The following is an 18,747-nucleotide window of genomic DNA, read 5'->3' as shown; positions in this document are numbered from 1 at the left end:
GCCCCTCGTGCCGCGGCACCGCCTTGAACCCTTATGTTTTCTGACGCCTTGGCTGTGCCGTCATCGGCGGCGCTCGCGCTGCGCCACGCCACGCAGGACACTCATCGCTTGGTCGAAGCGGTCCCGCTGATGCAGGCGCTGGGGCAGGGGCGGGTCGAGCGCGCTGCCTACGCGCAGATCCTGCGTCGGCATCACGCATTGCTGGCCGGTCTCGAAAATCAACTAAGCGACTGGCTCAGCACCCTGGTCGCCAGCGGTTGGCACTATCGCCGCCGCGTGCCGGCCTTGCGCGAAGATCTGCGCACGCTCGGTCAGCAGCCAGACCCGCCGGTCGCCGCGCCCGTAGCCGATAACGACGCTGCACGCTGGGGCACGCTCTATGTCATCGAAGGCTCGCAACTGGGTGGAAGTGTCATCGCACGCAGCGTGCGCAAGCACCACCCCGCTCTGGCCGATGCATTGCGCTATTTCGAGATGGCCGACGACGACCCGGCGGGCGGGCGCCGCTTCCAGGCGGTGCTCGACCAACGCCTCGACACCCCTTCCGCGCGCACTGCCGCCATCAACGGGGCGCAGGCCATGTTTGCCCACTTCCATACCTGCCTTGCAGCGGAGCCGGGCCCGTGAACCAGCCCACCGAACTCATGGATATGGATGTCTGCGCGCGTGAGCCGATCCACACGCTGCTGGGCATACCTTGCTCGCAGGTGCTGGAACTGCCGGACGCGCATCCGTTCGCAGTCGCCGAACAAGCTCAGCACCTGCTGCATGCCGACGTGCGCTTTCCGCAGCGCAGCGCTTCCCACCGATCACCCCTGGGCCGCCGCCTGGCATCTGTATCCGGAGCAATGGCTGGTCGAAATCGAACCACGCGACGCGCGCTTGATGGACGTGTCCCTGCGCGAAGCGCTGCCGCTGTTGCGCTGCATCGAGCGCGACTCCGGCATCGAAGAAGCTGCAATTCGCGCGGCCAAGGGCCTGCGCAGCATGATTGGCTTCGATCGGGTGATGATTTGCCGCTTCGACGAAGAATGGAACGGCGACGTCATCGCCGAAGCCCGTCAACCCGAGCTGGAGGCCTATCTCGGCCTGCATTACCCGGCCAGTGACATTCCGGCGCAGGCGCGCGCGCTGTACCTGCGCAATCGCGTCCGCCAGATCGCCGATGTCAGTTATCGGCCGTCGCCGATCGAACCCACCTGGCATCCGCGCCTGGGCACCCCGGTGGACCTGAGCGACGTCAGTCTGCGCAGCGTCTCGCCGGTGCATCTGGAATATCTGGCCAACATGGGCGTCAGCGCCACACTGGTGTCTTCGATCGTCGTCAACGACGCGCTTTGGGGGCTGATTTCTACGGCCCGCAGTTCACCAGCCACGCCATGCGCGATACCACCGATGCGGTCACCCGCCCACTGGCCGGTCGCATCGGCGCGCTGCAGGCAGTCGCGCGCGCGCGGCTGGAATCGGTGCTGCTCACCATCCGCGAAAAGTTGATCACCGATTTCAACGACGCCGAGCACCTGACTGTGGACATGCTCGCCGCCATGGCAGCACCCCCGATGTCGCTGCGCTGCGGCGCATCCGTGACCATCTCGAATCCGCGCACCACGACGCCCTGCGCGAGGACGCCGTCGGCGCCATGCATGTGGACGCGATCGGCGAAATGTTCCCGGAGCTGGCCGATCTCGCGCCACTGGCCGCTGGCTTCATCTTCGTGCCGCTGATGCCGCAATCGCGCAGCGCCTTGCTGTGGACCCGCCGCGAGCAGGTGCTGCAGGTCAAATGGGCCGGCAACCCACAGTTGGCCAAACTGCAGGACATCCCCAACTCGCGCTTGTCGCCGCGCAAGAGTTTTGATCTTTGGCAGCAGACCGCACGTGGCCGCGCGCGCCGCTGGTCGCCACTGCATCTGGAATCGGCGCGCAGCCTGCGCGTGTTGATCGAGCTGATGGAGCGCAAGCGCTTCCAACAGGATTTCACCCTGCTTGAAGCCTCGCTGTCGCGGTTGCGCGACGGCGTGGCCATTATCGAACGCGGCGCAACTGCCGCCGCGCACCCGCTGATATTCGTCAACCCGGCGTTTGCCGAACTCAGCCAGGTCGAAGTCGCCGACCTGATCGGCTGCGACATCCTCACCTTGCTGGCCGACGACGCCGCTGCCTCCTAGAGCGTGTTATGAACTTTGAAAGAGGGTGGCTGCATTTCCAAGCATCAGGATCGTGAAGACGACGAAGTGCAAACCGGCCAAGGTTTCCGGCAATCGCTCGTAGTCGCGTGCCAGCCGTCTGAAACGATTGGCCCATCCGAAGCTGCGCTCGACAACCCAACGGCGCGGCAGCAAGACAAAGCCTTTTTTCGCTTCTTGCAGCTTGATCACGTGCAACTCAATGCCTTCTTCCGTGGCCGCCTGCGCCGGTTCTTGACCGGTGTAGCCCTGATCAACAAAGGCGATCTTGACCGTTTCACCGGTCACGTGTTGTACCTCTTGTGCCAACGATCGGACTTGCGCGCGCTCCTGCTCATTAGCCGGCGTCACCTGGACAGCGAGCAGATGTCCAAGCGTATCGACGGCCATGTGTACCTTGCTGCCTTTCTTGCGTTTATAGCCATCGTATCCAGCACGCGGCCCGCTTTCGCAGGTGGACTGCAGCGTGCGAGCATCGAAAATGACCGCGCTCGGCTGGCCTTTTTTCCCTTGCGCCACACGCAAGAGTGAGCGCAGATCACTGACCATGGCCTCAAAGCAGCCCGCTTGCAGCCAGCGCTGTGTTTGCTGATACACCGCTTCCCAGGGCGGAAAATCGTTGGGAAGCAATCGCCATGGTGCGCCGGCGCGCGCGATCCACCGCAGTGCGTTGAACATCGCGCGTAGCTCATACTTGCGCTGCGGTGCCTGCACGTCCATCAGCGTCAAATAGGGAGCCGCAAAGGCCCATTCTTCGTCGGAAATATCGGTGGAATAAGGCTTACGAGGCTTCATCCGTATACGTTAGCGTGACAAGGGCAAAGTTCATAACACGCTCTAGGTGGAATTGCTCAAAGACGCGCTGCGTTTCGGCCGTGCCGCCTACGTCACCTTGCCGCTGCGCGCGCAGGACGGCGCGCCGGCCTATCGCCAGTTCCACCTCGAACCGCTGCCCAGTCCCAGCGGTGTCACTGCGCACTGGCTGCTGCAGTTACGCGATCCAGAATAATAGAGTGGCTACCAACAGGGGGTGGGCCGTTGTCCGATAGGTGTGGGCTGCACGCACAACTGCTGTGGTCGCGTGGTAGTGCCGTCAAGCCAGAGCATCAGTCGCCTGACGGCTGCGACGTCATCTGGCGCTGTGCCAGCTGCATACACCTAGGCGGGGTGCCGCGCCTAACTCGGCATCCGCAACAGTAGCAAGGTGGTGGTCCCGGCCACCAACCTCCGCAGTCACCAGCTCGCATGGAAACGCGGCAGTGATCACCGCCAAGTTCAACGCATAGCCGCCGAATGACGCCAGCAGCGTATTAACCACGCCGATTCCAAGCGCCCATATCCACGACGCAATCAATGCCTGATCGGCGCCCAGATGCCGCGCCGCCTCGAACACGATCACCACACCACAGAGCTGGCAAACCCTGCCAGCACGGTGACGAAGCCTGCGGCAATCGCAGGCAGGGACAGATCGCGGAGCAGGCTGCGTGCATCCTGATCGCTCTATCTAACCCAAGCATTCTCGTCGATGCCACCCGCAACCGATACCGCAGCGGTTCTCTGACGTGTGGCCACAACGTCTTAGCCGGCCACGGCACCGCGATTAGCCGAAGTGCCCCTGATGTCATGTCATTGTCAAAAAGTGCTTGCACTTCTGCGCAGTCTCGATAAACTGCGCGACCTCGCTCAGGACGGCGGTGCTTCTCGAAGCATCGCACTAACGAACGGGCAAATCGGAGATATCACAAGATATTGACGAAATGCATGAAGTCTAGCTACACGGAGAGCCGTTTGAGCGGATGGAAGTGCAGCAGCGTCAACAGTCTCTTCACGAGGGGTTGACAAAGATACAAAGCCTGCTACTATGGCAGGCTGGGTTCGCAGAAAGCCTTCGGGCGGTAAACGAATCGGCGTCAAGCACCGCTGAATGAAGGTGTTGACAGCAAGAAAAAGACCGCTATAATGGGCGGCTAGCTTCGACGGAAACGACGAAGTTGGAGGGAACGGCGCTGAAGCCGCTTCCCACTGTTCTTTGACAGTGTGCGCAGGTAATTTGTGCGGACGCCTGCAGGAAGGATGATTGTCCATCTTGCAGACGTTTAATCAAGCAACATATTAATTGCTTTGCAAGCGATAAGTTGCCAGTGGTTGAGCTTCTGCAGCTAAAGTAATTTGCCTTCGGGCACGTAATTTTAAGTGAAGAGTTTGATCCTGGCTCAGAGTGAACGCTGGCGGCAGGCCTAACACATGCAAGTCGAACGGCAGCACGGTAAGAGCTTGCTCTTATGGGTGGCGAGTGGCGGACGGGTGAGGAATACATCGGAATCTACTCTTTCGTGGGGGATAACGTAGGGAAACTTACGCTAATACCGCATACGACCCACGGGTGAAAGCGGAGGACCTTCGGGCTTCGCGCGATTGAATGAGCCGATGTCGGATTAGCTAGTTGGCGGGGTAAAGGCCCACCAAGGCGACGATCCGTAGCTGGTCTGAGAGGATGATCAGCCACACTGGAACTGAGACACGGTCCAGACTCCTACGGGAGGCAGCAGTGGGGAATATTGGACAATGGGCGCAAGCCTGATCCAGCCATGCCGCGTGGGTGAAGAAGGCCTTCGGGTTGTAAAGCCCTTTTGTTGGGAAAGAAAAGCAGTCGGTTAATACCCGATTGTTCTGACGGTACCCAAAGAATAAGCACCGGCTAACTTCGTGCCAGCAGCCGCGGTAATACGAAGGGTGCAAGCGTTACTCGGAATTACTGGGCGTAAAGCGTGCGTAGGTGGTGGTTTAAGTCTGTTGTGAAAGCCCTGGGCTCAACCTGGGAATTGCAGTGGATACTGGGTCACTAGAGTGTGGTAGAGGGTAGCGGAATTCCCGGTGTAGCAGTGAAATGCGTAGAGATCGGGAGGAACATCCGTGGCGAAGGCGGCTACCTGGACCAACACTGACACTGAGGCACGAAAGCGTGGGGAGCAAACAGGATTAGATACCCTGGTAGTCCACGCCCTAAACGATGCGAACTGGATGTTGGGTGCAATTTGGCACGCAGTATCGAAGCTAACGCGTTAAGTTCGCCGCCTGGGGAGTACGGTCGCAAGACTGAAACTCAAAGGAATTGACGGGGGCCCGCACAAGCGGTGGAGTATGTGGTTTAATTCGATGCAACGCGAAGAACCTTACCTGGTCTTGACATCCACGGAACTTTCCAGAGATGGATTGGTGCCTTCGGGAACCGTGAGACAGGTGCTGCATGGCTGTCGTCAGCTCGTGTCGTGAGATGTTGGGTTAAGTCCCGCAACGAGCGCAACCCTTGTCCTTAGTTGCCAGCACGTAATGGTGGGAACTCTAAGGAGACCGCCGGTGACAAACCGGAGGAAGGTGGGGATGACGTCAAGTCATCATGGCCCTTACGACCAGGGCTACACACGTACTACAATGGTAGGGACAGAGGGCTGCAAACCCGCGAGGGCAAGCCAATCCCAGAAACCCTATCTCAGTCCGGATTGGAGTCTGCAACTCGACTCCATGAAGTCGGAATCGCTAGTAATCGCAGATCAGCATTGCTGCGGTGAATACGTTCCCGGGCCTTGTACACACCGCCCGTCACACCATGGGAGTTTGTTGCACCAGAAGCAGGTAGCTTAACCTTCGGGAGGGCGCTTGCCACGGTGTGGCCGATGACTGGGGTGAAGTCGTAACAAGGTAGCCGTATCGGAAGGTGCGGCTGGATCACCTCCTTTTGAGCATGACGTCATTCGTCCTGTCGGGCGTCCTCACAAATTACCTGCATTCAGAGATACATATCGGCACAGGTCGGTATGCGAAAGTCCCATAATGGGGCCTTAGCTCAGCTGGGAGAGCACCTGCTTTGCAAGCAGGGGGTCGTCGGTTCGATCCCGACAGGCTCCACCATATTGAGTGAAAAGACGTTGGGTCTGTAGCTCAGGTGGTTAGAGCGCACCCCTGATAAGGGTGAGGTCGGTGGTTCGAGTCCTCCCAGACCCACCACTCTGAATGTAGTGCACACTTAAGAATTTATACGAATCAGCGTTGAGGCTGATGCGTGTTCTTTTATAACTTGTGACGTAGCGAGCGTTTGAGATATCTATCTAAACGTGTCGTTGAGGCTAAGGCGGGGACTTAGAGTCCCTAAGTAATTGAGTGGTATGTTCGCGTTGGTGGCTTTGTACCCCACACAACACGGCATATAGCGCCGAGGCAACTTGGGGTTATATGGTCAAGCGAATAAGCGCACACGGTGGATGCCTAGGCGGTCAGAGGCGATGAAGGACGTGGTAGCCTGCGAAAAGTGTCGGGGAGCTGGCAACAAGCTTTGATCCGGCAATATCCGAATGGGGAAACCCACTGCTTCGGCAGTATCCTGCAGTGAATTCATAACTGCTGGAAGCGAACCCGGTGAACTGAAATATCTAAGTAACCGGAGGAAAAGAAATCAACCGAGATTCCCTAAGTAGTGACGAGCGAACGGGGAACAGCCCTTAAGCTGGAATGGTTTTAGAAAAACAATCTGGAAAGATTGGCCATAGAAGGTGATAGCCCTGTATTTGAAAGGGCCACTCCAGTGAAGACGAGTAGGGCGGGGCACGTGAAACCCTGTCTGAATATGGGGGGACCATCCTCCAAGGCTAAATACTCCTGACCGACCGATAGTGAACCAGTACCGTGAGGGAAAGGCGAAAAGAACCCCGGAGAGGGGAGTGAAATAGATCCTGAAACCGTGTGCGTACAAGCAGTAGGAGCTCGCAAGAGTGACTGCGTACCTTTTGTATAATGGGTCAGCGACTTACTGTTCGTGGCAAGCTTAACCGTATAGGGGAGGCGAAGGGAAACCGAGTCTGATAAGGGCGCATAGTCGCGGGCAGTAGACCCGAAACCGGGTGATCTAGTCATGGCCAGGGTGAAGGTGCCGTAACAGGTACTGGAGGCCCGAACCCACGTCTGTTGCAAAAGACGGGGATGAGCTGTGATTAGGAGTGAAAAGCTAATCGAACCCGGAGATAGCTGGTTCTCCTCGAAAGCTATTTAGGTAGCGCCTCGGACGAATACTACTGGGGGTAGAGCACTGTTATGGCTAGGGGGTCATCGCGACTTACCAAACCATTGCAAACTCCGAATACCAGTACGTACTATCCGGGAGACACACGGCGGGTGCTAACGTCCGTCGTGAAAAGGGAAACAACCCAGACCCACAGCTAAGGTCCCAAATTCATTGCTAAGTGGAAAACGATGTGGAAAGGCACAGACAGCCAGGAGGTTGGCTTAGAAGCAGCCACCCTTTAAAGAAAGCGTAATAGCTCACTGGTCGAGTCGGTCTGCGCGGAAGATTTAACGGGGCTAAGCAGTGAACCGAAGCTTGGGGTGCATAAAACTTGTTTTATGCGCGGTAGAGGAGCGTTCCGTAAGCCTGTGAAGGTAGATTGAGAAGTCTGCTGGAGGTATCGGAAGTGCGAATGCTGACATGAGTAACGATAATGCGGGTGAAAAGCCCGCACGCCGAAAGCCCAAGGTTTCCTTGCGCAACGTTAATCGACGCAGGGTTAGTCGGTCCCTAAGGCGAGGGCGAAAGCCGTAGTCGATGGGAAGCAGGTTAATATTCCTGCACCTCGCGTGAGTGCGATGGAGGGACGGAGAAGGTTAGGTGTACCGGGCGTTGGTTGTCCCGGGGAAAGGCGGTAGGTTTGAATCTTTGGCAAATCCGGGATTCTTTAAGACCGAGCACCGAGACGAGCCTTTATGGCAAAGTCACTGATACCACGCTTCCAGGAAAAGCTTCTAAGCTTCAGCTCACGAAGACCGTACCGTAAACCGACACAGGTGGGTAGGATGAGAATTCTCAGGCGCTTGAGAGAACTCGGGTGAAGGAACTAGGCAACATGGCACCGTAACTTCGGGAGAAGGTGCACCCTTTTTGGTGGCTCATGCGAGCTATAGCTGAAGAGGGTCGCAGAAACCAGGCCGCTGCGACTGTTTATCAAAAACACAGCACTCTGCAAACACGAAAGTGGACGTATAGGGTGTGACGCCTGCCCGGTGCTGGAAGGTTAATTGATGGGGTCAGCCGCAAGGCGAAGCTCTTGATCGAAGCCCCAGTAAACGGCGGCCGTAACTATAACGGTCCTAAGGTAGCGAAATTCCTTGTCGGGTAAGTTCCGACCTGCACGAATGGCGTAACGACAGCGGCGCTGTCTCCACCCGAGACTCAGTGAAATTGAAATCGCTGTGAAGATGCAGCGTTCCCGTGGCAAGACGGAAAGACCCCGTGAACCTTTACTATAGCTTTACACTGAACGTTGAGTTCGTCTGTGTAGGATAGGTGGGAGGCTATGAAACTGTGGCGCTAGCTGCAGTGGAGCCATCCTTGAAATACCACCCTGTCGTGCTTGACGTTCTAACCTAGATCCGTTATCCGGATCAGGGACCGTGTATGGTGGGTAGTTTGACTGGGGCGGTCTCCTCCTAAAGAGTAACGGAGGAGCACGAAGGTACGCTCAGCGCGGTCGGACATCGCGCACTGTGTGCAAAGGCATAAGCGTGCTTGACTGCAAGATCGACGGATCAAGCAGGTACGAAAGTAGGTCTTAGTGATCCGGTGGTTCTGTATGGAAGGGCCATCGCTCAACGGATAAAAGGTACTCCGGGGATAACAGGCTGATACCGCCCAAGAGTTCATATCGACGGCGGTGTTTGGCACCTCGATGTCGGCTCATCACATCCTGGGGCTGTAGTCGGTCCCAAGGGTATGGCTGTTCGCCATTTAAAGTGGTACGCGAGCTGGGTTCAGAACGTCGTGAGACAGTTCGGTCCCTATCTGCCATGGGCGTTGGAAGTTTGAGAGGGGCTGCTCCTAGTACGAGAGGACCGGAGTGGACGAACCTCTGGTGTTCCGGTTGTCACGCCAGTGGCATTGCCGGGTAGCTATGTTCGGAAGCGATAACCGCTGAAAGCATCTAAGCGGGAAGCGCGCCTCAAGATGAGACTTCCCGGGGCACAAGCCCCCTAAAGGAACCATGTAGACTACGTGGTTGATAGGTCAGGTGTGTAAGTACAGCAATGTATTGAGCTAACTGATACTAATGATCCGTGCGGCTTGACCATATAACCTCAAGTTGCCTTGGTCCCAACGAACGTTGGTAGATCATCAAATGCAAGCTACGTCACAAGTTAACTATGCGAGACGAGCGCCGTATGCGCTTCAACGCAGACGCTTGCACCTATGTGCGAACGCTTGCTGCGAAGCAAAAACTGGCGACTCTCCAAACGTCTCCCTGGTGAAATTAGCGCTGTGGAACCACCCGATCCCATCCCGAACTCGGAAGTGAAACGCAGCTGCGCCGATGGTAGTGTGGCTCAAGCCATGCGAGAGTAGGTCATCGCCAGGGGCTTTAACCGAAACCCTCTATCCGTAAGGATAGAGGGTTTCTTCTTGCCCGAAAGGTGATGTCGCGATCGATGGACCAGGCCCGACGTCCCCCCGCCCTGAGTAGCGGCCGGGTTTAGAGTCCGGGCCTGATGATATCGGTGTTTGCCAGATGTTGGGCATATCACCTGCGGCAAACCGCGACTGTGTGCCAGTCGGTCCAGCACGCGCGCAACGCCGCGTCCCGAGATCGCGCGCTCCACGTCGATGGCGACCGCTTCGTGGGTTGCGTCGTCCACGATCACCAGACACTTGAGCACCCGACCTTCGGCAGTGCGGTCGAACACGAAGTCCATCGACCACACCTGGTTGGCCTGCGATGGCCGCAACAATGGTTGGCGCTCGCCCACCGGCACCTTCTTGCGCCTGCGGCGTGCTGTTCGCGGTACAACCGCTCCACACGCTTGTAGTTCACGACGCGTCCTTCCTGTCGCAGTTTGAGATAGATCATCCCCACGCCATAGCGGCGATGGCGATGCGCCAGCGCAAGAATGCGCTCGCGTAGCTCAACGTTGCGGTCTTCGCGCGGGCGATAGCGCAGCGCACTGGCGCTCATGCCGATCGCCGCCAAGGCGCGACGCTCGCTGGCACCGCACCCGATCCACTCGCGCACCAGCGCACGACGCGCCGGTGCGCTCACCACTTTTTTCGCAGCGCATCCTTGATCAGGTCGTTCTCGAACAGCTGCTCGGCCAACAACTTCTTCAGCCGCGCGTTTTCGGACTCAAGGTCCTTGAGTCGCTTGGCATCGGGCACGCTCATCCCGCCGAACTTGCTGCGCCACAGGCAGTACGAGGCCTCACTGAAGCCATGGCGCCGGCACAGGTCTTTGATCGCCACGCCTGCTTCGGCCTTACGCAGGAAGCCAATGATCTGCTCTTCGGTAAAGCGCTTCTTCACGTCCAATCTCCTTGGGGTAGGGAATTGGACTCCAAACTGAGGCGCTACTCAAAATCGGGGGGACGTCGCTTGTACCGCGGATATTACTGGCGAGTAGCTCGTGCATGTCTAACTCGTGAGACAACAGCTCACCCCCGACGACTGCCCTCCATCCACTGCCAGCACCTGGCCGGTGATCCAGCGTACTTGCGACGATGCAAGGAACAACGCGGCATCGGCAATGTGCTGCACCTGCCCAAATCCGCCGAACGGAATGCTGTCGCGGATGCCTGCGTAGAGTTCGGGGTCTTCATCGCGGCGTCGTTCCCAGAGCCCATCAGGAAATTCGATCGAGCCCGGCGCAATCGCGTTGATGCGAATTCGCTCGCGTGCAAGTTCGGCGGCCAGCGTGGTGGTGTAGTAATTGAGCGCTGCCTTGGCGGTGGAATAGGCGATTGCGCGTGGGGTCGGGCGCTGCGCGTTGATCGAGCTGATGTTGAGGATCACCGCGGCATCGCTGTTGCGCAGATACGGCAGTGCAGCGCGATTGCAGCGCACCGCGGCCATCAGATCGACATCCAGGCCGGCCTGCCAGCTTGCGTCGTCGTTGCCGTGTCCGTAGCCGGAGGCGTTGTTGATCACCACATCCAAACCATCAAGCGCATGTGCGGCGGCCTGCACATAGGCTTCGATCTGCGCGGCATCGGCAAGATCGCAGGGAAATGTATGCACCGGCGCGCCATGCGCTGCCAACGCTTGCGTGGCCTGTGCCAAGCCATCGGCATTGCGTGCGCATAGCGACACATGCGCGCCGCTGCGCACGAACGCTTCAGCGATCGCCAAGCCGATGCCACGGCTGCCGCCGGCGATCAGAACACGTTGCAAACATGCTGCAGAAAGCGACATGTCGGGCGCTCGATTCAACAGCCCGCATTATCGAACAGCGAGTTCACGCTGGCGTCGATCATCGCACGGCGCCTACTGCGCACAGCTGCGTTGCGTGAAGTTGTGGAAGGCCGGCGGCAGCACTCTGCTGCGGTTGCGTACGCTGTCATGGTTCTGTAATGCGCTGCGCGCGTGGCCTGCAACGCAAGCCTCATCACTAACAGCGATCAGCTGATGCATTTAGAGTTGCTGGTCGCTAACCATTTGTTTACACACCTGCGGCACGCTGCGGGCACAACGTGCAGTTCAATTTAGCTGGAAATTGTACATGGAAACCCATATCACCATCATCGGGGCCGGCTTCTGCGGCACCGCGCTGGTCCGTGCGCTGGCGCAGATGGCAGGTGCACAGGTTCGCATCACCTTGGTCGGCGTAGCCGAGACCTTCGGCAGCGGCATTGCCTATGGGGCGGCGCGACCGGAGCATTTGCTCAACGTGCGTGCGAAGGACCTAGGCATCGATGTACAGGCGCCGGGTGCATTCGCGGACAGTCTGCATCTAGGCGATAGCGGGCGGCTGGAGTTTCTGCCGCGGCTGGCCTATGGCGATTATCTGCGCAGTGAGCTGGATGCCGCGGTAAGCGGGGCGCAGGCGTCGATTATGCGGTTGTCGCAGGAAGCGGTGGCGGTAGAGCGCGTGCGCAAAGGGTTTCGCGTGTTTCTCGCCAATGGCGATGGGTTCCATAGCGACCGCGTGGTGTTGGCAGTGGGCGCGTTGCAACCGCAGGCGCTGGCCGGCATCGGCCCGCGCTTGAGTGTGCATCCGCGTTACATCGGTTGGCCGTGGCACGGCGATGCCTTGGCGCGGTTGTCGCCGGGCGATGACGTGCTGATTGTCGGCACCGGGCTGACCATGGTGGACGTCGCATTGACCCTGCATGCGCGCGGTCATCGTGGTCGTTTGCTGGCAATTTCGCGACGCGGGCTGGTACCGCAAGCGCATCTGCGCCAGCCGGGTGCGGCACTTGAATTGCCGCCGCATCTGCAACGTGCGCTCAAGGATGCCGACCTGCGTAGTCTGCTGCGCGGGGTGCGTCAGCTGAGTGTCGTGGTCGACGATTGGCGGCGTGTGGTGGATGCGTTGCGCCCGCATCTGCAACCACTCTGGCAGCGGCTGGAGTTGCAGCAGCGTGCACGCTTCCTACGTCATCTGCGCCCGTATTGGGAAGTGGCGCGACATCGTGTGGCACCGCGCGCAGCGGAACAGCTCGCGCAATTACAGGAATCCGGGCAACTGCAGATCGTCGCAGCGCGGTTACTGCGTGCGCGTTGGGTGCCCGATGGCGTCGAAGCGGTACTGCGCCCGCGCGGCGCTGCCGACGCGCAGACCGGCCATTACAACGCGGTGATTCGCGCGACGGGTTTGGATACCGACATTGATCGCACCAGCGATCCGTTGATCGCCGGCATGCGCGAAGCGGGCTTGTTGTGTGCCGACTCACTGGGTCTTGGCGTGGACACCGATGCACAACTGCGCGTGCGCGATGGCACCGGGCAGATCGTACGGGGGCTGTATTGCGTAGGCCCGCTACTACGCGGGCGCTATTGGGAAATCACTGCCGTTCCCGAGTTGCGCGTGGCCACGCGGGCGCTGGCCGAACGGTTGTTGCCAGGTGAAACACCGGCGTTACAGCCGGAGGCTGAGCATGTGCCGAGCGAGGTCGACGCGCGTTTGTAGTTGTTTGTAACGTTACCCCTCTCCCACCGGGAGAGGGGCTTTATCCTTTTTCGCCGATGCATGTTGGTTCCGGCTGGCGTACGCCAGTTAATGCCTATTGCGTGCGTCTAGCGCTCGCGTGATGCGTCTCATATCCGTGTCGTCCGCAGTTACGCTCTTAGAGCGGCTAACAAAACAACTTGAATGCTGTCTCGCCGGCAAAATTGCAAACATGGCAAGTCGCAAGGAGATCCCCATTGCCCTGTGGAGGCGCATCGAGCCGCTGATTTCGCCAGTGAAGCGTTCGCCCAAAGGCGGACGGCCGCGTATCAGAGATCAGCAGGCCCTCAACGGCATCATCTATGTCCGGCGCACCGGTATCCCGCGGGAAGAACTGCCTCTGGCGCTAGGCGACGGCAGCGGCATGACCTGCTGGCGCCGGCTGCGTGATTGGCAAGCCAGCGGTGTCTGGCATCGTCCGCATCAGGTGTTGCTGGCAGAGCTAGGTCGCGCCGAGAAGCTGGATCTGAGCCGAGCAAGTAAGGCATACGACAACGCTCGCTGCCGCGACCGCCTCAGGCAACGCAGCAGCACTGCGCGGATCCCCCGCAAGCGGATCGAGCGCAACGACCGTTTGGGCCGTCATCGCTGGGTCGTCGAGCGCACACTTGCCTGGTTCGCAGGAGTGCACAAGCGGCGCATCCGCTTTGAACGCCGCATCGATCTCCACCTGGGGCTGCTCTCGCTTGCTTGCTCCACGGCTGCTTCCTGAGTTTTGTTAGCCGCTCTAAGACTTCGATCGCTCAATCATCAGCTTCCGCTCGCAGGCATAGCCGACATTCGGCACGCACGCAGCGCCTTCGCCAAACAGCGCAATCATGCAGCGTGATGCGTAGCGCAGTGCACCGATGCAGACAGGATCAGGTCATGTTGCTCGCCCTGCGACTCTCTAAAGTCGACGTCGCTTCATTCCCTTATCTGCCTGGAGTCCGCCATGCCCCGTCTTGCTCCCGCCGCTTTGGTTGCCACGCTCTTCTGCACGTGTGCGCTGCCCGCCTGGGCCAGCGCATCGCTTAATACCCGTGCTCAAGTGCTCGCCGCCCTTAAAGCCGGTGACGACGTCAGCCTGAGCACCGATCTCAGCCGCTGCACACCCGAACAAGGTACGCCACCAAGTCAGACCCGCGGCGGCCGTCATATCGATGCGTATCGCATTACTGAAGACGGCACCGCCGCGTTCTCTGGCTCGCACTTCACCGTGGCCAACGATGGCAAACCGATCCAGCAATTCATGCGTTACCAACTGGGTGCCGATGGCAGTGTGCGCTTTACCACCTACATGTACGACCTGCCGGGTCTGCAGCAACGTGGGCCAATGCTGGCGTATCAATGTGCGATCAATCAGGGCATTCGTTTCCACGCCGATTGAGCACGACTTCTAAGAGTCTGTTCACGATCTTTTGAGTAGAAGCGCCAAGAAGGCCAGATGGATGAACTGCAAGCTGGTGTTGAGTTTGCGCTCGCAGTTCTTCCACAGCCTTCGGTTTTTCTCCAGCCAGGCAAAACTGCGCTCGACGATCCAGCGCTTGGGCATGACCTTGAAGGTGTGCAGTTCGCTGCGCTTGGCAATCTGCACCGTGAGCTGCTCGCCTAGAATCTCTCGTACGCCTTCGGCAAACGGTACTCCGGTGTAACCACTGTCGCACAGCAGGCTTTGTACATGCGTCAAGTTTGACTGACAGCGCTCCAGCGCCCGCAGCGCACCTTTGCGGTCGGTCACCTCCGCCGTCGTCACCGCGATGGCATAGGGCACCCTGGGTATCAACAGCGATATGCCGCTTGATGCCCGACACCTTTTTGCCCGCGTCATATCCCTTTTGCCCGGCTGTGTCTGTGTTCTTGACGCTCTGCGCGTCCACGATCAAGAACCTGCTGAAGATGTTGCGCTCCTGTTTCTGGCGGGCCACGCCAACCTGATTTTTTGAGCGCCCGCTCCAGCAGGCTCACTCCTTCATCGTCGCACTCGCTCCACTTGGCAAAGTACGCGTGCACGGTCCGCCACTTCGGAAAGTCGCTGGGTAGCGCTCGCCATTGGCAACCGGTTCGCAGCACGTACAACACTGCGCACCACACCTCATACATATCCACTCGGCGTGGCTTGGTGCGCTTGCGCGCTTGTTCCAGGATCGGGAGGATGTGTTCGAAACGCTCCCGGCTCATGTCGCTCGGATAGGTTTTTTGGCGCATCCGCAGAGTCTGCACCAATCAGCAAAGATCGTGAACAGGTTCTAAAACCACTTTGCTAGCTGCCAAGCGGGCGCCCGCCGGTGCTCGGCGCGACATGTACCTCGCCTATGCTGCTGTCCTTCCGCGTCGTCCGTTCCTATCTGACAACTGCTCTACGTTTTGTTGGCCACTCTTACGAGTGGCTAACAAAACCGCTTGGTAGTCGAGCGCTTACAGGGATGGGCAAGTTGCGCATCCGCTTTGAACGCCGCAGCGATATCGATATCCACCTGGCGCCGCTTTCGCTTGCTTGCTCCATCATCGGTTTACGGCTGCTTACTTGGTTTTGTTAGCGGCTCTAGGGCACCGCCGATCAAGTTGTTGCATCAGCCAAACGATCTGGCCGGATGGCCCACTTAATCTAATCCCCGATGGGTGCTTTTTCGGCAATATCCGTTTCTTTCCGATTGCGGCCACGTTCGGTCTCATCCACTTCACCGCGCCCGCGTCTCCATTGGTTGGTGAATTCTCGCAAGGGGCGTGCTCGACAGCGTCGTCCCGTTCGGGACCCGCCCCCGGCCCAGGTTGATCCGGATAAATCGGCGCAATACCGTGCTGTCCAGCAGGGATCTCTCGCAGGCCTCGTCGGCCAGGTTGAACCAGTGCTGCACAAAGTACATCTGTAACATCCGCTCCAACCGCACCAGCGGCCGACCTTTGCCCGCCTTCGGGTTTTATGGCTCAATCACCGCACACAGCGCAGACCACGGCACGATTTGCTCCATCGTCGTCAGAAACATGTCAAGACGCGTCGGCCGACGATACTGTTCAAAACCAACACCTCCATCAGCTGCCATCGCCAACCTCTGCTGTTTCTTAGTTCTCCTCATGGCAAAGCACCGATATTCCAATCTTTGCAGCTACCGGAGACTTTTTTAGCGTTACCTTAAAGGTACTGGGTATGGCCGAGGATACTTCCTTCCGTTGCATCCTCGATCGCATTTCAGATATCAGGGTTGTGTTGGAGCCGATTGCGGACAAGTGGTCGATTATGATCATGACAGTGGTGTGCAATCGGGCGACAGCGCTGAGGCAGCTTGAGCGCGTTGGGCTCATCAGCAGGAAAGTGATTTTATCGTCATTGGTGGCCGTGCAATATCGACGAACCGCATTGGGCGATAAGTTGGAAGCTCCGCGTGTTGCGCTGCTTTATTAGTTCCAGGATCACGCCGATAAAGTGATCGTAGCCGACAAGCGATTTGAACAAACTCAGGGATTTGGTGAGACGTCGGCGGCGGCGATGGGCTGAGGTGCTGTGGAGTGGATTGATCTGTTTCAAGCGGAAATTGCAACGCGCATCGAATGCGCCGGATACAGCTGCGATAGCGGCGGTTGGTGCTTGGTGACATTGGGATAAATTGGCGCTGCACCGGCGATGGCAGCACCAAGCGCTTCCAAGCCGGGGTCGCCACGGATCTGTCGCCCGGCAGGCCCGCAACAGCCGACGATTCACCCACAACGGCCAAGTGGCCTCACACTAGGCGGCCAGTTCCCAACCGATGTCGCCATGCGCAAGACCTACCAGCTCAACCTCGAAGGCAAGAACCGCGATCGTCTGCTGGAGTCCAGCAAGAACGATATCCGCAAGTACATCCGCCGCGAGCGCCGCAAGGACTTGCCGGAAGGGGCGGATTATTGGGACTTCGACATGCGTTTGGGTGTGGACGAGGCCAGCGCTGCGCCGCTGCCGTCGGCCGAGCTGATCCGCTCGATCACCGCGCTCACCGCCGAAGGTGGCGACCAGTTCTTTGTGGAAATCCTGCGCAAGCCTGGCAAGCGCACACCGCGCGTAGATGCCAACGCCGACTTTGGCGGCGAGCTGGATTTCGAGCAGGACTGAGTAGTTGCCGCACAGACGTGGCGGTGTGTTGCAGCTGCGTTGCTAGGCGTCCAGACGCCGTTTGCGCGCCGTCTACATCCCTGACGACGCCTCATCACTCGGGATTGGCCGCCTGTGCAGCAGCTGCCGCGCGTCGTTTGTCCTTCTTGCTCGGCCGTTTGCCCTTGATGCCGCCGTTGTCATCCGGTGCGCGCACATCTGCACTCGGCGCCTTGCTGGCAGGCGCATCCGTTGCCGGTGTCGGCTCGAATCCGGCAACCACGCTGGTCGGCACGCGCAGGCGCTGGCGTTTTTCGATCAGACGCCATTGCGGCTGGCTCTCTGCGGTGACGAAGCTGATCGCGATGCCGCTGGCGCCGGCACGTGCGGTGCGGCCGATGCGGTGGGTGTAGTCCACGGTGGAGCGCGGCAGGTCGTAGTTGAGCACCGCCGGCAGCGCCTCGATGTCGATGCCGCGCCCGGCCAGATCGGTGGCCACCAGCACCTGCACCTCGTGCTGCTTGAAGGCCTGCAAGGTGCGCTCACGCCGGCCCTGGCTCAATTCGCCATGCAGCGGCTGTGCGTTGATGCCGGTCTTGGTCAGTTTTTCGGCGACCTTCTCGGCAGTGTGCCGGCTGGCGACGAACACCAGCACATGCGACCAGCCATGTTCCTGCAGCAGATGACGCAGCAGCTGCGTGCGTTGGCTGGCATCGACGGCGATGGCGCGTTGTTCGATCGCCGGTGCATCTTTCGACGTAGAGGCGATGGTGATGCGCAGCGGATCGCGCAAACGACGCTTGGCCAACGAGGCGATGCCGGGTGGAAACGTGGCCGAAAACAGCACGCTTTGGCGTTGCGCGGGCAGCAAGGCGAGGATGCGATCGAGCTCGGCGCCGAAGCCCAGCTCCAACAGGCGATCGGCTTCGTCCAGCACCAGCGTGGCGACCTCGCTCAAGCGCAGTGCGTTGTGATCGACTAGATCCAGCAGCCGGCCGGGCGTGGCCACCACGATCTCGGCACCACCGCGCAAGGCGAGCAGCTGCGGATTGATCGAACTGCCGCCGGTCACTGCGACGATCTTGAGCCGTCGCGGCAAGTGCGCCGCCAGTTGCCGCAGCGTGTCTTCGACCTGCGCGGCCAGTTCGCGCGTGGGCACCAGCACCAGCGCGCCGAGCACGCGCGGCGCGGTGTCGGGCGCCAGGCAGCGTTGCTGCAGCAGCGGCAGCGCATAGGCCAGCGTCTTGCCCGAGCCGGTCTGCGCCATCGCGATCAGATCGCGCCCCTGCAGCATCGGTGGAATCGCCTGTTCCTGGATGGCAGTGGGCGTATGCATACCGGTTTTGGCGAGCGCGGTCTCGAAGAGTGGATGCAGTTGGGGCGACAGCGAGAGATGGGCAAATGACATGTGGCCATTATCCGCGGATTGGTGGCGTCGCGCTGCTTTGTTGCGGTGAGCCGTGCGCACAGAGTTATTAAAGGTGCCCAAAACGATGCCCAAGAAAATCCCGCGAAAGCGGGATTTCTGGCCGTAGTGCTGA

9 protein-coding genes, 2 tRNA genes, 3 rRNA genes and 7 pseudogenes are annotated in these 18,747 nt (G+C 59.3%); 14 read left to right on the top strand and 7 right to left on the bottom strand.

All coding sequences use genetic code 11. From position 1 onward, the window contains the following. Positions 1-33 precede the first annotated feature (33 nt). Positions 34-627, top strand: coding sequence for a biliverdin-producing heme oxygenase (locus tag PD885_RS19540; protein WP_002803834.1), 594 nt, complete (start codon positions 34-36; stop codon positions 625-627). Further along, positions 624-2,158: pseudogene (locus PD885_RS21190) on the top strand (GAF domain-containing protein); the annotation flags it as partial. The gene PD885_RS19540 and the pseudogene PD885_RS21190, both read left to right, overlap by 4 nt. Before the next feature lie 15 nt (positions 2,159-2,173). On the opposite strand, the gene PD885_RS19525 reads toward PD885_RS21190, so the two are convergent. Then, on the bottom strand, positions 2,174-2,980 hold the full coding sequence (locus PD885_RS19525; protein WP_002801519.1) for an IS5 family transposase: 807 nt from the start codon (positions 2,978-2,980) through the stop codon (positions 2,174-2,176). A 46-nt stretch (positions 2,981-3,026) separates the two neighbouring features. Here PD885_RS19525 and PD885_RS21635 point away from each other — a divergent pair. Continuing rightward, a pseudogene (locus PD885_RS21635) lies at positions 3,027-3,194 on the top strand (hypothetical protein); the annotation flags it as partial. A gap of 306 nt (positions 3,195-3,500) precedes the next feature. Here PD885_RS21635 and PD885_RS21630 read toward each other — a convergent pair. After that, a pseudogene (locus PD885_RS21630) lies at positions 3,501-3,664 on the bottom strand (benzoate/H(+) symporter BenE family transporter); the annotation flags it as partial. Between the two features lie 711 nt (positions 3,665-4,375). Here PD885_RS21630 and PD885_RS19520 point away from each other — a divergent pair. The 5 genes from PD885_RS19520 to rrf all read left to right on the top strand — a co-directional run bounded on the left by PD885_RS19520 (position 4,376) and on the right by rrf (position 9,582). Next, positions 4,376-5,922 (top strand): 16S ribosomal RNA (locus tag PD885_RS19520). A 96-nt stretch (positions 5,923-6,018) separates the two neighbouring features. Beyond that, positions 6,019-6,094 (top strand) — tRNA-Ala (locus tag PD885_RS19515). Between the two features lie 19 nt (positions 6,095-6,113). Beyond that, a tRNA-Ile gene (locus tag PD885_RS19510) sits at positions 6,114-6,190 on the top strand. 227 nt (positions 6,191-6,417) lie between these two features. Continuing rightward, a 23S ribosomal RNA gene (locus PD885_RS19505) occupies positions 6,418-9,298 on the top strand. A 169-nt stretch (positions 9,299-9,467) separates the two neighbouring features. Beyond that, positions 9,468-9,582 (top strand): 5S ribosomal RNA (gene rrf / locus PD885_RS19500). Together the 16S, 23S and 5S rRNA genes with 2 tRNA genes alongside form the textbook arrangement of a ribosomal RNA operon. Before the next feature lie 142 nt (positions 9,583-9,724). Here rrf and PD885_RS19495 read toward each other — a convergent pair. Both PD885_RS19495 and PD885_RS19490 read right to left on the bottom strand, forming a co-directional pair. Further along, positions 9,725-10,520 (bottom strand): annotated as a pseudogene (locus tag PD885_RS19495) (transposase); the annotation flags it as partial. Positions 10,521-10,628: 108 nt separating this feature from the next. After that, positions 10,629-11,405 carry an SDR family NAD(P)-dependent oxidoreductase gene (locus PD885_RS19490; RefSeq protein WP_040762454.1) on the bottom strand — a complete coding sequence of 259 codons (777 nt, stop codon included), beginning with the start codon at positions 11,403-11,405 and terminating at the stop codon, positions 10,629-10,631. Between the two features lie 307 nt (positions 11,406-11,712). Between PD885_RS19490 and PD885_RS19485 the strand changes: the two genes are divergently transcribed. The 3 genes from PD885_RS19485 to PD885_RS19475 all read left to right on the top strand — a co-directional run bounded on the left by PD885_RS19485 (position 11,713) and on the right by PD885_RS19475 (position 14,530). Then, positions 11,713-13,122: an FAD/NAD(P)-binding protein gene (locus PD885_RS19485; protein ID WP_002804959.1), complete on the top strand. Its 1,410-nt coding sequence runs from the start codon at positions 11,713-11,715 to the stop codon at positions 13,120-13,122. 211 nt (positions 13,123-13,333) lie between these two features. Continuing rightward, a complete protein-coding gene (locus tag PD885_RS19480) occupies positions 13,334-13,873 on the top strand; it encodes an IS5/IS1182 family transposase (RefSeq protein ID WP_065975000.1) in 540 nt (179 codons plus the stop codon). 222 nt (positions 13,874-14,095) lie between these two features. Then, positions 14,096-14,530 carry a VirK family protein gene (locus PD885_RS19475; protein ID WP_040762361.1) on the top strand — a complete coding sequence of 145 codons (435 nt, stop codon included), beginning with the start codon at positions 14,096-14,098 and terminating at the stop codon, positions 14,528-14,530. A gap of 21 nt (positions 14,531-14,551) precedes the next feature. Here the strand turns inward: PD885_RS19475 and PD885_RS19470 are convergent. Then, positions 14,552-15,348 (bottom strand): annotated as a pseudogene (locus PD885_RS19470) (IS5 family transposase). A 218-nt stretch (positions 15,349-15,566) separates the two neighbouring features. Between PD885_RS19470 and PD885_RS21180 the strand changes: the two are divergent. Next, positions 15,567-15,680: pseudogene (locus tag PD885_RS21180) on the top strand (IS5/IS1182 family transposase); the annotation flags it as partial. 195 nt (positions 15,681-15,875) lie between these two features. Here the strand turns inward: PD885_RS21180 and PD885_RS19465 are convergent. Next, a pseudogene (locus PD885_RS19465) lies at positions 15,876-16,217 on the bottom strand (transposase); the annotation flags it as partial. 71 nt (positions 16,218-16,288) lie between these two features. On the opposite strand from PD885_RS19465, the gene PD885_RS19460 reads away from it, so the two are divergent. Both PD885_RS19460 and PD885_RS19455 read left to right on the top strand, forming a co-directional pair. Beyond that, positions 16,289-16,543 carry a hypothetical protein gene (locus tag PD885_RS19460; RefSeq protein ID WP_002804608.1) on the top strand — a complete coding sequence of 85 codons (255 nt, stop codon included), beginning with the start codon at positions 16,289-16,291 and terminating at the stop codon, positions 16,541-16,543. A gap of 351 nt (positions 16,544-16,894) precedes the next feature. Further along, positions 16,895-17,227, top strand: coding sequence for a DUF6172 family protein (locus PD885_RS19455; RefSeq protein WP_002804609.1), 333 nt, complete (start codon positions 16,895-16,897; stop codon positions 17,225-17,227). Between the two features lie 94 nt (positions 17,228-17,321). Here the strand turns inward: PD885_RS19455 and PD885_RS19450 are convergent, their stop codons facing one another. Then, positions 17,322-18,614 carry a DEAD/DEAH box helicase gene (locus PD885_RS19450; protein WP_002804610.1) on the bottom strand — a complete coding sequence of 431 codons (1,293 nt, stop codon included), beginning with the start codon at positions 18,612-18,614 and terminating at the stop codon, positions 17,322-17,324. Between the last annotated feature and the right edge of the window lie 133 nt (positions 18,615-18,747).

It is taken from the genome of Xanthomonas fragariae, from assembly GCF_900183975.1.
Classification (GTDB): Bacteria; Pseudomonadota; Gammaproteobacteria; order Xanthomonadales; family Xanthomonadaceae; genus Xanthomonas; species Xanthomonas fragariae.
The sequence above is the reverse complement of the archived record's forward strand: the minus strand, read 5'-3'. Positions and strand labels throughout refer to the sequence as shown.

Excerpts from the sequence above, each read along its gene's own strand:
- PD885_RS19540 (WP_002803834.1), top strand. The coding sequence starts at position 34 with ATGTTTTCTGACGCCTTGGCTGTGCCGTCATCGGCGGCGCTCGCGCTG.
- PD885_RS19525 (WP_002801519.1), bottom strand. The coding sequence starts at position 2,980 with ATGAAGCCTCGTAAGCCTTATTCCACCGATATTTCCGACGAAGAATGG.
- PD885_RS19490 (WP_040762454.1), bottom strand. The coding sequence starts at position 11,405 with ATGTCGCTTTCTGCAGCATGTTTGCAACGTGTTCTGATCGCCGGCGGC.
- PD885_RS19485 (WP_002804959.1), top strand. The coding sequence starts at position 11,713 with ATGGAAACCCATATCACCATCATCGGGGCCGGCTTCTGCGGCACCGCG.
- PD885_RS19480 (WP_065975000.1), top strand. The coding sequence starts at position 13,334 with ATGGCAAGTCGCAAGGAGATCCCCATTGCCCTGTGGAGGCGCATCGAG.
- PD885_RS19475 (WP_040762361.1), top strand. The coding sequence starts at position 14,096 with ATGCCCCGTCTTGCTCCCGCCGCTTTGGTTGCCACGCTCTTCTGCACG.
- PD885_RS19460 (WP_002804608.1), top strand. The coding sequence starts at position 16,289 with ATGGCCGAGGATACTTCCTTCCGTTGCATCCTCGATCGCATTTCAGAT.
- PD885_RS19455 (WP_002804609.1), top strand. The coding sequence starts at position 16,895 with ATGCGCAAGACCTACCAGCTCAACCTCGAAGGCAAGAACCGCGATCGT.
- PD885_RS19450 (WP_002804610.1), bottom strand. The coding sequence starts at position 18,614 with ATGTCATTTGCCCATCTCTCGCTGTCGCCCCAACTGCATCCACTCTTC.